Source organism: Bradyrhizobium ganzhouense, assembly GCF_049949285.1.
Taxonomy (GTDB): domain Bacteria; phylum Pseudomonadota; class Alphaproteobacteria; order Rhizobiales; family Xanthobacteraceae; genus Bradyrhizobium; species Bradyrhizobium ganzhouense.
The window spans coordinates 8,834,371-8,846,673 of sequence record NZ_CP181318.1; the positions used below are offsets into that span (position 1 = coordinate 8,834,371).

Annotated in this window: 12 protein-coding genes; 5 read left to right on the forward strand and 7 right to left on the reverse strand. The window is 62.8% G+C overall.

What is annotated here, in order from left to right:
* Positions 1-16 precede the first annotated feature (16 nt).
* Positions 17-1,333, forward strand: a complete 1,317-nt coding sequence (locus tag ACLFLU_RS41115; protein WP_426410319.1) for an MFS transporter — start codon at positions 17-19, stop codon at positions 1,331-1,333.
* Positions 1,334-1,488: 155 nt separating this feature from the next.
* Here the strand turns inward: ACLFLU_RS41115 and hppD are convergent, their stop codons facing one another.
* Positions 1,489-2,607 (reverse strand): 4-hydroxyphenylpyruvate dioxygenase, encoded by a 1,119-nt coding sequence (gene hppD / locus ACLFLU_RS41120; RefSeq protein WP_426410320.1) that lies wholly within the window; start codon positions 2,605-2,607, stop codon positions 1,489-1,491.
* A 121-nt stretch (positions 2,608-2,728) separates the two neighbouring features.
* Between hppD and ACLFLU_RS41125 the strand changes: the two genes are divergently transcribed.
* Together ACLFLU_RS41125 and ACLFLU_RS41130 are read left to right on the forward strand one after the other, a co-directional pair.
* Positions 2,729-3,208, forward strand: coding sequence for an Lrp/AsnC family transcriptional regulator (locus ACLFLU_RS41125; protein WP_247504248.1), 480 nt, complete (start codon positions 2,729-2,731; stop codon positions 3,206-3,208).
* A gap of 74 nt (positions 3,209-3,282) precedes the next feature.
* Positions 3,283-3,594 carry a DUF1272 domain-containing protein gene (locus tag ACLFLU_RS41130; RefSeq protein WP_426410321.1) on the forward strand — a complete coding sequence of 104 codons (312 nt, stop codon included), beginning with the start codon at positions 3,283-3,285 and terminating at the stop codon, positions 3,592-3,594.
* Positions 3,595-3,715: 121 nt separating this feature from the next.
* Here ACLFLU_RS41130 and fahA read toward each other — a convergent pair whose 3' ends face one another.
* The 5 genes from fahA to ACLFLU_RS41155 all read right to left on the reverse strand — a co-directional run bounded on the left by fahA (position 3,716) and on the right by ACLFLU_RS41155 (position 9,334).
* Complete coding sequence (gene fahA / locus ACLFLU_RS41135; RefSeq protein WP_426410322.1) at positions 3,716-4,987, reverse strand: fumarylacetoacetase; 1,272 nt, start codon at positions 4,985-4,987, stop codon at positions 3,716-3,718.
* Between the two features lie 160 nt (positions 4,988-5,147).
* Positions 5,148-6,494, reverse strand: a complete 1,347-nt coding sequence (gene hmgA / locus ACLFLU_RS41140; protein WP_426410323.1) for a homogentisate 1,2-dioxygenase — start codon at positions 6,492-6,494, stop codon at positions 5,148-5,150.
* Between the two features lie 2 nt (positions 6,495-6,496).
* The gene (locus tag ACLFLU_RS41145; RefSeq protein ID WP_426410324.1) at positions 6,497-7,453 is read right to left on the reverse strand and encodes an MBL fold metallo-hydrolase; all 957 of its coding nucleotides are present in this window, start codon (positions 7,451-7,453) and stop codon (positions 6,497-6,499) included.
* A gap of 22 nt (positions 7,454-7,475) precedes the next feature.
* A complete protein-coding gene (locus tag ACLFLU_RS41150) occupies positions 7,476-7,697 on the reverse strand; it encodes a DUF2783 domain-containing protein (protein WP_426410325.1) in 222 nt (73 codons plus the stop codon).
* 8 nt (positions 7,698-7,705) lie between these two features.
* Complete coding sequence (locus tag ACLFLU_RS41155) at positions 7,706-9,334, reverse strand: FAD-dependent oxidoreductase (RefSeq protein WP_426410326.1); 1,629 nt, start codon at positions 9,332-9,334, stop codon at positions 7,706-7,708.
* Positions 9,335-9,444: 110 nt separating this feature from the next.
* Between ACLFLU_RS41155 and ACLFLU_RS41160 the strand changes: the two genes are divergently transcribed.
* The gene (locus tag ACLFLU_RS41160; RefSeq protein ID WP_426410327.1) at positions 9,445-9,987 is read left to right on the forward strand and encodes a MarR family winged helix-turn-helix transcriptional regulator; all 543 of its coding nucleotides are present in this window, start codon (positions 9,445-9,447) and stop codon (positions 9,985-9,987) included.
* Between the two features lie 228 nt (positions 9,988-10,215).
* Positions 10,216-11,187 carry a polysaccharide deacetylase gene (locus ACLFLU_RS41165; RefSeq protein ID WP_426410328.1) on the forward strand — a complete coding sequence of 324 codons (972 nt, stop codon included), beginning with the start codon at positions 10,216-10,218 and terminating at the stop codon, positions 11,185-11,187.
* A 112-nt stretch (positions 11,188-11,299) separates the two neighbouring features.
* Here ACLFLU_RS41165 and ACLFLU_RS41170 read toward each other — a convergent pair whose 3' ends face one another.
* Complete coding sequence (locus tag ACLFLU_RS41170) at positions 11,300-12,106, reverse strand: N-acyl homoserine lactonase family protein (RefSeq protein ID WP_426410329.1); 807 nt, start codon at positions 12,104-12,106, stop codon at positions 11,300-11,302.
* Positions 12,107-12,303: the final 197 nt, after the last annotated feature.

Genomic DNA, 12,303 nt, shown 5'->3' on the forward strand with positions numbered 1-12,303 from the left:
CACAAGGTGCTAATCCGTGAACCAGACTGACCGCCCGCAGCCTTCTCAAACCATGCGCGTCGGCGCAGCCATTCTCGGCAACGCGCTCGAATTCTACGACTTCACCGTCTACGCGGCGTTCGCCGTCTGGCTCGCCAAGGCGTTCTTTCCGGCGGACAATCCGAACACGAGCCTGCTGTTGACGGTTGCGACCTTTGGCGTCGGCTTCGTGGCGCGGCCGCTCGGCGGTATCCTGATCGGCGCCTATGCCGACCGCTATGGCCGCAAGCCCGCGATGACGCTGACCATCTGGCTGATGGCGCTGGGAACCGGCATGATCGGCCTGTTGCCGACCTACGATCAGATCGGATTGCTGGCGCCGGTCCTGCTGGTGCTCGCGCGACTGTTGCAGGGCTTTTCGACCGGCGGCGAGATGGGGCCGGCAACGACCTATCTGCTTGAGAGCGCGCCTGCGCACCGCAAAGGTTTCTTCGGAAGCTGGCAGCTTGCCAGCCAGAACCTGGGCAGCCTGTTCTCTGCGCTCGTCGGCCTTGGCCTGGCTTTCCTGATCACGCCCGGCGCCAATGACAGCTGGGGTTGGCGCATTCCCTTTCTGCTCGGGATCCTGATCGCGCCGGTCGGCTACTTCATCCGCAAGAATCTCGATGAGACCTTGGACACCGAGGAGGCGCATGCCAGCGTCGGCGGCGTGCTCTCCGACATTCTGGCCAACCACTGGGGCAAGATCGTGCTGTGCATCTTGCTGATCTCCGGCGCGACCATCGGCCAGTACTTCTTCCTCTACACCGCGACCTACGCCATCAACACGCTGCATTACAGCCAGAGCTGGGCGATGACGGCCAACTTCGCCACCTTCGTGAGCGGCACGATCTTCGCTCTGCTCGGCGGCGCGCTCGCGGACAGGTACAGCCTGAAGACCATCGCCGTGGTCCCGCGCATCATCGTGACGTTGCTGTTCTATCCCGCGTTGCTTCTGGTGGTGTCGTCTGGCTCGCCCGCCGTATACGTCGTCACCGTCGCCGTGCTGATGGCCTTCCATGCGATGTCCGGGGGCGCCGGCATCATCCTCATCCCGCTGATCTTCCCCGCGATCGTCCGCACCTCCGGACTGTCGATCGCCTATGCGCTTGGCGTGACCATCTTTGGCGGCACGGCACAGCTCGTGTTCACGGGGATCATCGGGGCAACGGGCGACAAGCTCTCATGGGTCTGGTACGTCGTCGCCATGGGCGTCGTCAGCTTGCTCGCCACAATGGCGATGCGGATGCCTGAGGGGCTCGAGCGGCGGCGGGGTGCCACGACCAATGCTGCGGTGGCAGGGTCGGCGAGCTAGGCTCACCCTCGTGGGGTGGGCAAAGCGACTTGTCCGCCGTAGCTCGAAGAGCGAAGGCGAAAGCGTGCCCACGACCTTGATGTGATCACGGAAAGATGGTGGGCACGGCGCTGCGCGCCTTTGCCCACCCGGCACTGTGCTGGACGGCTGCGTCCTTACGCCGCCGTATCCACCTTCAGCACCCCGCGCCGGATCTGATCCTCCTCGATCGACTCGAACAGGGCCTTGAAATTGCCCTCGCCAAAGCCGTCATCGCCCTTGCGCTGGATGAACTCGAAGAAGATCGGGCCGATCGCATTGGCGGAGAAGATCTGCAGCAGCACCTTGGTCTGGCCGCCGTCGACCACGCCCTCACCGTCGATCAGGATGCCGTTCTTCTGGAGCCGTACAACGTCCTCGCCATGCTCAGGCAGGCGCGCGTCGATCTTCTCGAAATAGGTCTCCGGCGGGGACGGCATGAAAGGCAAGCCTGCTGCGCGCAAGCCCTCAATCGTGCCGTGGATCTCGCGGCAGCCGCAGGCGATGTGCTGGATGCCCTCGCCGCGATAGATTTTCAGATATTCCTCGATCTGGCCGGAATCGCCGGCGTCCTCGTTGATCGGAATCCGGATCTTGCCATCCGGGCTGGTCAGCGCGCGCGAGAACAGGCCCGACGCGCGGCCCTCGATGTCGAAGAAGCGGATCTGGCGGAAGTTGAACAGTTTTTCGTAGAAGCCGGTCCAGACATCCATGCGGCCGCGATGGACGTTGTGGGTAAGGTGGTCGAGATAGAACAGGCCGGCGCCGACCGGCCGTGGATCGCGTGCGTCCAGCCACTCGAACTCGGCATCATAAGCCGAGCCCTTGGCGCCGTAGCGATCGACGAAATAGAGCAGGCTGCCGCCAATGCCCTTGATCGCGGGCACATCGAGCGTCTTCTGCGTCGACGACACATCGGCGGGCTCAGCACCGAGCGAAATCGCGCGGTCATAGGCCGCCTTCGCATCGACCACGCGAAATGCCATCGACGGCGCGCAGGGGCCGTGCGCAGCAACGAACTCGTAGCCGTGGGTGCCGGGCTCCTCGTTGACGAGATAGTTGATGTCGCCCTGACGATAGACCGTGATCTTTTTGGTCTTGTGGCGCGCGACGGGCGCGTAGCCCATCAGCTTGAACAGGTCATGCAGCTCTTGCGGATTGGGATGTGCATACTCGACGAACTCAAACCCGTCGGTGCCCATCGGATTGTCGGCAGTGATCGTGGCCGGCGGTGCATCGTGCGGAAACGGACCCATCGTGCTCTCCCAATTTGCTGCTGCCCTGAACTATCCTTCATAAGACGCGCAAGAAGCGTGCAAACGAGATGGGATTTGGCTATCGTATGCACGATCTGTGCATGAAATGGATACTCAACGCATGATTCCGGTAGACGCCTTCGACCTCAAGATCCTGGGCGCGCTCCAGGATGACGGCCGCCTCACCAATCAGGAGCTTGCCGATCTCGCAGGCCTGTCGGCCTCGCAATGCTCGCGCCGGCGAATGCGGCTGGAGGAAGAAAAGGTCATCGCGGGCTATCACGCCGACCTCTCCAGCGAGGCGCTCGGCTTCGGCGTGATCGCCTTCATCCAGGTCGGGCTTGCGACCCACTCACCGGACAATTCAAAACGCTTCCGGGCGCTGGTGAACCGGATCGACGAGATCCAAGAAGCCTATTCGCTGACGGGCGACGCCGATTACGTGCTCAAGGCCGTGCTGCGCGACCTCAAGGGGCTGTCCAACCTCGTCAACGACGTGCTGATGCCGCACCAGAGCGTGGCGCATGTGCGTTCCTCGATCGTGCTGGACCGGCTGAAGGAAAGCTCAAAACTGCCGCTGAAGGATTTAAAGGCTGGCTGAAATCGAGGGAACTATGCCATTCGCGTCGCGCGCGCGATCTGCGATGATCCCGGCCAGCTTTCGGAGATTCAACCATGGCGCTCCAGCTTCGACCGAACTGCGAATATTGCGATTGCGATTTGCCGCCTGATGCAACGAACGCGCGGATTTGCTCTTATGAATGCACGTTCTGTGCGGATTGCGTGGAGACAAAGCTCTCCAACGTCTGCCCGAACTGCGGCGGCGGCTTTGCCCCGCGCCCGATCAGGCCGACGCAGGAATGGCGCCCGGGCGTATGCACGACCAAGCAGGCGCCGTCCGACAAGCGGGTGCATTTGAAATACAGCGTGGAGGACGTCGCGGCGCATTGCGCGCGGGTCAGGGATGTGCCGCCGGAGAAACGGTAGGCTCTTTCCACGTCATTGCGAGGAGCCCTTGCGACGAAGCAATCCAGAAATCCCTCCGCGGAGAGATTCTGGATTGCTTCGCTGCGCTCGCAATGACGGAGTCTGTAGCAGCAGCGGCACCCTACTCCGCCGCCAATATCGTCCCCTCGACCTCACCGAACCCCACGCGATAACCATCCCCCTGGCACCAGCCACGCATCACGAGGCTGTCGCCGTCCTCCAGGAACGACCGCTTGACACCGCCGGGCAACTCCACCGGCTCGGTGCCGTTCCAGCTGATCTCGAGCAAGCTGCCGCGCTGGTTTTTTTCCGGACCGGAGATGGTGCCGCTGCCGAGGAGATCGCCGACATTCATCGCGCAGCCTGAGGAGGCGTGATGCATCAACTGCTGCACCGAGGACCAGTACATGTATTTGAAGTTGGTCCGGCTGATGCCGGCAGGCGCGTTGGCGCCGGCGGCGCGCAAGGAGACATCCAGCTCCAGATCATAGTTCTGCGGCTTGCCCTGCGTGAGATAATCGAGCGGCACCGGCTCCTGCTCCGGCCCCTTCAGTCGGAACGGCTCCAGCGCCTCGCGCGTCACCACCCAGGGGCTGATCGAGGTCGCGAACGCTTTTGCGAGGAACGGACCCAACGGCACATATTCCCATTGCTGGATGTCGCGCGCGCTCCAGTCGTTGAGCAGCACGAAGCCGAAGATCATCTCCTCGGCCTGTTGCTCCGTGAGCATGCCGCCCATCGGCGAGGACTGGCCGATCACGGTGCCCATCTCCAGCTCGAAATCGAGCCGCTTGCACGGCCCGAAGTTCGGCACGTCCGCATTCGGCGGCTTCAGTTGCCCGCGCGGCCGCTTCACCTTGGTGCCTGACACGACGACGGTCGAGGCGCGGCCGTTGTAGCCGATCGGCATGTAGAGCCAGTTAGGTTGCAGCGCATTGTCCTTGCCGCGGAACATCACGCCGACATTGGTGGCGTGCTCCTTGGACGAATAGAAATCGGTATAGCCGGAGACCGCGAACGGCAGATGCAGTCTTGCCTCGCGCATCGGCACCAGCGCCTGCTGGCGCAGCTCCTCGTTGTCGCGCAGCTCCGGTTGATCGTGACGCAGCAGCTCGCTGATCCGCGCCCGCGTTTTGGTCCAGACTTTTGGCCCGAGCGCCATGAAGGGATTGAGCGACGGGCTGGAGAATACGCCGAGCGGACCGACATCGAGCCGCGAATCCTGCTCGAGCTCCCAGAGATCGAGCACATAGTTGCCGATCGCGACGCCGACGCGCGGCGTCGGATTGGCCGCGGTCGAGAACACGCCGTAGGGCAGGTTCTGGATCGGAAAGTCGGAGGCCGGATCGACGTCGACGAAGGAGCGGAGGCTGGGGTCGTTGGGGTGGGGCATTGGTTTCCTGCCGGATTATTTGAAGTTTTCTCCGCCGTCATTCCGGGGCGCGCGGAGCGCGAGCTCCGATGCGCAATTGCGCATCTGAGAATCCATACTCACGATCGTGGTTATGGATTCCGGGCCTGCGCCTTCGGCGCATCCCGGAATGACGAAGTAACTACGGCCGGTTCGGATCGAACCGCTTCTCAAGTCCCTTCCAGCAATCCGCGTAATCGTCCTGCAGCGTCGACGCGTTCGCGGCATGCGCTGTCACGCGCTGCGGGTAGCGGGTCTCGAACATGAAGGCCATGGTGCCCGTGAGCTTGACCGGCTTCAGCTCGCCGTTGCTGGCATGCTCGAAGGCGTCGCGATCCGGGCCGTGAGGCAGCATGCAATTGTGCAGGCTGATGCCGCCCGGGACAAAACCCTGCGGCTTGGCGTCGTAGACGCCGTAGATCAGGCCCATGAACTCGCTCATGATGTTCATGTGATACCAGGGCGGGCGGAAGGTGTTGTCGGCGACCATCCAGCGCTCGGGAAAGATGACGAAGTCGATATTCGCGGTCCCCGCCGTCTCCGACGGCGAGGTCAGCACCGTGAAGATCGAGGGATCGGGATGGTCGAAGCCGATCGCACCGACCGGCGAGAAGGTCCGGAGATCGTACTTATAGGGCGCATAATTGCCGTGCCACGCCACGACATCGATCGGCGAATGCGGCAGCGTCGTTTTGAACAGCGATCCGCCCCATTTCACGAACAGCTCGGTTGGCGTGTCCTTGTCCTCGTAGTGTGCGACCGGCGTGAGAAAGTCGCGCGCGTTGGCAAGACAATTGGCGCCGATCGGCCCGCGCTCCGGCAGCGTGAAGGCGCCGCCATAGTTTTCGCAGAGATAACCGCGCGCCGGACCATTCGGGATCTCGACACGGAATTTCACGCCGCGCGGGATCACCACGATCTCGCCGGGCTCGGCGTCGATGCGGCCGAATTCTGTGACGACGCGCAGATTGCCCTGCTGAAGCACGAACATCAGCTCGCCATCGGCATTGTAGAAATGCTGGTCCACCATCGACTTGGTGATGAGATAGACATGCGCGGCCATGCCGGCCTGCGTATTGACGTCACCCGCCGTCGTCATGGTCTGCACGCCCTGGAGGAAGGTGACATCCTCCTTCGGCAACGGCGTCGGGTCCCAGCGCAGCTGCGCGATCGGCAGGTCGTATTCATGGCACGGCGCCGAGCGCCACAGGCCGGCATCGGCCTTCTCGAAGCGGCCGGAATGCTTCACCGAGGGACGGATGCGATAGAGCCAGGAGCGCTCATTGGTGCCGCGCGGCGCTGTGAAGGGCGAGCCCGAGAGTTGCTCGGCATAGAGGCCGTAAGCGCAGCGCTGCGGCGAATTGCGCCCGATCGGCAGCGCGCCGGGCAGCGCTTCGGTCTCAAAGCTGTTGCCGAAGCCGGACATGTAGCCCGGCGTGACCTGCGCCGAGCTGCGGATGATCTGATCAGGCGAGGTATTGACATTCATGACTATCCTCCTCCTTGCAGGGCGGCCCACATTTCCTGGTCGCGCTTGTCGGTCCAGATCACGGGATCGTCGATGCCCGACGCCTCGTCATAGGCGCGCGAGACGTTGAACGGCAGGCAGTGCTCGTAGATGGCAAAGCTGTGGAATTTCGGATCCATGACTTCGCGCGTCGCGGCCATCGATTCCTTCAGCGTGCGGCCCTTGGCGACTGAGACTTCTGCCGCTCCATAAAGCGAGGTGACGAAGTCGCGCGTCATCGCGATGGCTTCGCGCACGGTGGCCGTGCCCTTCAGCGCATCGCCGCGGCCCGGCGCGATCGCCTTGGGATTGAAGTTGCGGATCTCGTTCAGCGTCAGCGGCCATTCACGCAGATGGGCGTCGCCGCAATAGCAGGCCGAGTGATATTCGATGAGATCGCCGGAGAACATCACCTCGGCATCCGGCACCCAGGCGACGATGTCGCCGGAGGTGTGGCCGGCGCCGAGCTGCATCAGGCGCACTTCGCGCTTGCCGAGATAGATCGACATCTCGCCTTCGAAGGTGAGCGTCGGCCAGGTCAGGCCGGGAATACTCGATGCATCCTGGAACAGGCGGGGAAAACGGCCATACTCGGAATCCCAATCCTGCTGGCCGCGTTCCTCGATCAGACGATAAGTCTCCTGCGAGGCGACGATGCCCTGTGCCTTGTAGGCGGAGGCACCGAGCACGCGCACCGCGTGATAATGCGACAGCACGACATATTTGATCGGTTTGTCCGTGACGGTGCGCACACGCTCGATCACCTTGTTGGCCATCGCCGGCGTCGATTGCGCATCGAACACGAGACAGCCGTCGTCGCCGACGATGATCGCCGTGTTCGGATCGCCTTCGGCGGTGAACGCATAGAGGTCGGTACCGATCTCGGAGAAGGTGATCTTCTTCTCGGAGAGATCGCCGGTGGATGCGAAGTTCTTCGCCATCAGTTCATCCTTCAAGTCTTGGTTATTGTTGCTGCTGTTGCTGCTGGCCGTCGATCATGCGGCGTTTCGCCAGCACGAGCGCTTCCCGCAGCACGTCGATATCGCCGATATGATTGGCGAGGATCAGCACCAGTGCCGCATCGAAATCGGCGCTCTGCTCGCCAGTGAGGCCGCGATGCGCTTCGACGATGGCGCGAAAGGCATCGTCGGGCCGCGCAAAATTGGAGCTGGTGGAAAGCGGCATCTAAGACCTCAATTCAGACCTGCGGCCCGCGACAGCGCGGCCGCGATCGCCTCACGCGTCGGATGGCGGAAGCGCGCCGCGACGTAGCCGTCGGGCCTGAACAGATAGGCCGAGCCCGGCTCGGCGTCATAGCGCTTGGCGATGAGGCCCGAGGAATCGGCAAATCCGCCCTCGCCGCCAATACGAACATCCTTCACGCCATCGGGCGCATCGATCGCCGCGCCATTGCTGAACGACAGCAGGGTAAAATCCGTTCCACCCTTGCGGAAGGCATCCGTCAGATAGGCCTGCTCGCCCGCGCGCGTCGCAACCGGCGCATCGAGCATGGAGCAGCCCGGCGACGGTCCACCGCGCCAGGCATCCGCATCGCGCGATGACAGCGGGGAATCATAGCTGCATGGCACCGACAGCCGGCCGCCATTGACCATGCGCTTGCCGAACTCGGTTTCCTTCGCGAGCGACAGCACCGCCTGGCGCAGCCGGGCTTCCTGATGCGAGTTCGGCGCCATGAAATCGGTCGAGCGGGTGGATTCGCGGATATTCTCGTCGGCAGCCTCGCTGCGCTCGACATGGTAGCTGTCGAGCAGGCTTGCGGGCGAGGTACCGCGCAGCACGCGGTCGAGCTTCCAGGAGAGGTTTTCGGCATCCTCGAGTCCCGAGTTCGCCCCGCGCGCGCCGAACGGCGAGACCTGGTGCGCGGAATCGCCTGCAAAAATCACGCGACCGTGGATGAAGCGGTCCATGCGCCGGCACTGGAATTTATACAGCGAGATCCACTCGAACTCGAACTTGTCGTGGCCGAGCATGCGCGCGATGCGTGGCCGCACATTCTCGGGCTTCTTCTCGACGACAGGATCGGCATCGCGGCTGAGCTGGAGATCGATGCGCCAGACATCGTCGGGCTGCCGGTGCAACAATGCGGAACGCCCCGCATGAAATGGCGGATCGAACCAGAACCAGCGCTCGGTCGGGAATTCCGCCGTCATCTTGACGTCGGCGATCAGGAATTGGTCCTCGAACACCTGTCCGGCGAACTCGGCGCCGACCATCTGCCGCAGCGAGGACCGCGCGCCGTCGCAGGCGACGACATATTCCGCATGCAGGCGATAGGCGCCTTCGGGTGTCTCGATTGTCAGCACAACGGAATCGTTGCGTTGCTCGGCCGCCGTCACCTTGTTGCGCCAGCGCAGGTCGATCGCGGGCAGATCGCTGATGCGATCGACCAGATAAGCCTCGGCGTAATATTGCTGGAGATTGATGAAGGCCGGCCGCTTGTGGCCGTCCTCGGGCAGCAGGTTGAACTGATAGAGCTGGGACTCGCCGTGAAAGATCCGGCCGACGCTCCACACGACGCCCTTGTCGACCATGCGATCGGCGACGCCGAGTCGGTCCCAATATTCCAGCGAGCGCTTCGAGAAGCAGATCGCGCGCGAGCCCTCGCCGATGCGGTCGGCATCATCCAGCAGGACGACGCGCTGGCCGCGCTGGGCGAGATCGATCGCCAGCGACAGCCCGACGGGCCCTGCGCCGACGACCACGACCGGGTGCTCGGCCGGACTTTGGCCCGGGCGGTCCTGGTCGACGTGGCGGCGATAGCCGAACTGGGTCTTGGCCTGATGCGTATTGGCGCCCGCCATATACTAACCTCGGCTCTGGTCAGGAGAGGACTGATCTGCTAGATAGTCTCACGTGCAACTATTTTGGACCGGAGCCGGCCGGCCGTCAACTGGAATTCGGAGCGCTCTCCTTGGCGAGGACATCCAGCGACATCGCGCTGAGGACACGGCAAGCCGGTGAGGCTTCACCGCAGCCGAAGTCGCGACTCGATCTGTTCAGATTCGTGCCGTTCCGCCTCAACCGGCTTGCGGCCGAGGTCAGCTCCGCGCTCGCAGTCGAGTATCAGGAGCGTCACGGCCTCGATATTCCGGCCTGGCGCGTGATTGCGACGCTCGGCTTCCGCAACGATGCCTGCAGCGCGCAGTACATCTCGCAATGCACCCGCACGCACAAATCCACCATCAGCCGCGCGGTGACGACGCTGTTGCATGACGGCCTGATCGAGCGGGTCGAGAACAAAGCCGATCGCCGCGAATTCCGCCTGCAGCTGACGAAGAAGGGCCGCGCGCTGTACGAGGAACTGTTCCCGCAATTGCTGCGGCGGGAAGACGAGATCCTCGCCTGCCTGTCCGCGCAGGAGCGCAAGCAGCTCTCCGCGCTGCTCGGCAAGATCGAAGAAAGCCTCGACCTGATCCAGACCAGCGAAGAGGCGGATGCGAAAGAGGCGTATTAGGGCGCGGACTTAAACCAGCATGACGGTTGGCGCTCATCTGTTCGTTAGCGGTGCCGCCCCGGAGCTGCACATGCAGGCGTCATCAAATACGATTTTTTAAGGCCGAATGCTCTACGACCCTTCAGCCCGTGCGTCTCGGCCAGGTCTGGTTTCAACCTGCGACGCTTGGCGGCGATGAACGGGCGAGATCAAGCGCCAACAGATCCACCATTGAGAGAGGACGATGCAATGATGCGACGTTGGCCCTGCCAGTACCGACTGATCGTCGCGACGGCCGCCGTCCTGTCGCTGCTTCTGCCTGAGACGGTTTTGGCGCAGCAGGAAGCCGACTGGATCACCAAATTTCCACGCACACCCGTCCACGTCACCGCCTGGCCCGGTGGCAAGAAGGTAGCCGTGAGTTTCGTGCTCTTTGTCGAGGAATTTGGCTTCGGCCAGGGACCGGTCTACCGCCCCGACCTTGCCGGCCGGAGCCCCGATCTCGTCAACGAAAACTTCCGCCAATATTCGTTGAGTTGGGGAAACCTCCGCGTCGCCCGCCTGTTCAAGGATCTGGATGTACCGCTCAGCATCGCCTTGAACGCAGAATTTCCGCGCGCGCATCCGTCGGAATGGAAAGAATTCCGCAGCCTTCAGCCAAACGCGCCGATCGTCGCCCACGGTATGAACAATACCAGCCGCATGCTGCCACTTGGTCGCGGCCTCGATGAGCAGAAAAACTATGTCAGCGACACCATCGGGCTCATCGCGTCAACGACGGGCGTGAAATCGATGGGCTGGTCCAGCCCGAGCGTTTACGCCAATGCCGACACGATGCAGGCGATGGCTGCCGCGGGCGTCACCTACACGCTTGATGGCATGGATTCGGACGTCGTATCGCTGCTCAACACGCCAAACGGACCGCTCATGTTGTTGCCCTATCCGGTGGTTACGGTCGACATGGGGCAAAATCTGGCGCGCATGAAGTCGCCGGCCGAAATCGAGACGTTGTGGCTCGATTATGTGCTTGAGCTCGCCGAGGAAGCGCGTGCTGATGCGACACGGGAGGCAACCACGGTGGTGATCGGCATCCATCCTTTTGTAGTTGGCACACCAGATGGGGCCGCCGCGATGCGGCGCGTGCTAGCACGGCTAAAAAAGGATGGAAGCGTTTGGCTGACCGATACCGAAACGATCGTCAAAGCGATCAACATGAAATAAGCCGTCGCCCGCAGGCTCCCCTCGTCATCAGCGCGAGATTCCATGCGCCCGATCGTGGTTATGGATTCCGGGCCTGCGGCTTCGGCGCATCCCGCGCATGACGGCTTTGCCGTCACTTCGCAAACGACCGCGTCGGCGGCAAATGCAAGGCCCAGGCATCGACCTTGTCGCTCGCGCGCGGATAGATTTCCGTCACGATCGGATCATGGCCGGGAATGTAGCGGTCGGGATGCCCGGCGAGACGTTCGATCGTCTCCCAGCCCACCGCCATGTCGCCGACATTGTAGACGATTGGGAACGGGCTGCGGCGCTGCAGATTGGCGTAGTAATGCGCAGCGTCGGACGCCAGCACCACCGGCCCGCGCGCGGTCTCGACCTTGACCACCTGCAGTCCGTCGGAATGGCCGCCGACACGGTGCACGGTGACACCAGGCGCGACCTCGCCGTCGCCTGAATAGAAATTGACACGCTCGCCATAGACATGGCGCACCATCTGGGTGACGTGCTCGACCGAGAATGGATGTCGCAGCAGTCCGTTACACATGCAGCGGCCCGTGGCGTAAGCCATCTCGCGCTCCTGGAGATGGAAGCGCGCATTCGGGAAGCGGTCGAGATTGCCGGCGTGATCGTAATGCAGATGTGTCACGATAATGTCGCGAATGCTCGACGCTGCGACGCCAAAACGCTCCAGCGCATCGACCGGATTGAGCGTCAGCTTGCGCGCGCGCGAGGTCGCTTCCTCGGCATTGAAGCCGGTATCGACCAGAATGTCGCGGCCCTGCCCTCGGATCAGCCAAACGAAGTAGTCGAGATCCTGCGCCGCGCTGTCATGTGGGTCGGGCGCCAAAAAATTCATGCTGGGGGTGCGCGGCGACATCGTCGCATAACGCAGGGCGTAGATTTCGTAGGCGTTTCCCATGACCTTGATCCCGGCTTTTGCTTTTCTGAATGGACCTGCCGCGCACCAAGCCATTGCCCGCCGCAAAGGTCAAACGTCTGAGCCCGCGGTGGACGCAGGGCGCAATGTGAGACCAATCACATTTTCGTCGCGACTACCGGCCTAACATGACTGCCGGAACCCCGAACGAGCACGCGTCGAGTAGAACCGTGACCGCC

What these genes read in the sequence shown, in the direction of transcription:
- hmgA (WP_426410323.1), bottom strand. Translation starts at nt 6,494, where the DNA reads ATGAATGTCAATACCTCGCCTGATCAGATCATCCGCAGCTCGGCGCAG.
- ACLFLU_RS41145 (WP_426410324.1), bottom strand. Translation starts at nt 7,453, where the DNA reads ATGGCGAAGAACTTCGCATCCACCGGCGATCTCTCCGAGAAGAAGATC.
- fahA (WP_426410322.1), bottom strand. Translation starts at nt 4,987, where the DNA reads ATGCCCCACCCCAACGACCCCAGCCTCCGCTCCTTCGTCGACGTCGAT.
- ACLFLU_RS41130 (WP_426410321.1), top strand. Translation starts at nt 3,283, where the DNA reads ATGGCGCTCCAGCTTCGACCGAACTGCGAATATTGCGATTGCGATTTG.
- ACLFLU_RS41170 (WP_426410329.1), bottom strand. Translation starts at nt 12,106, where the DNA reads ATGGGAAACGCCTACGAAATCTACGCCCTGCGTTATGCGACGATGTCG.
- ACLFLU_RS41155 (WP_426410326.1), bottom strand. Translation starts at nt 9,334, where the DNA reads ATGGCGGGCGCCAATACGCATCAGGCCAAGACCCAGTTCGGCTATCGC.
- hppD (WP_426410320.1), bottom strand. Translation starts at nt 2,607, where the DNA reads ATGGGTCCGTTTCCGCACGATGCACCGCCGGCCACGATCACTGCCGAC.
- ACLFLU_RS41150 (WP_426410325.1), bottom strand. Translation starts at nt 7,697, where the DNA reads ATGCCGCTTTCCACCAGCTCCAATTTTGCGCGGCCCGACGATGCCTTT.
- ACLFLU_RS41125 (WP_247504248.1), top strand. Translation starts at nt 2,729, where the DNA reads ATGATTCCGGTAGACGCCTTCGACCTCAAGATCCTGGGCGCGCTCCAG.
- ACLFLU_RS41165 (WP_426410328.1), top strand. Translation starts at nt 10,216, where the DNA reads ATGATGCGACGTTGGCCCTGCCAGTACCGACTGATCGTCGCGACGGCC.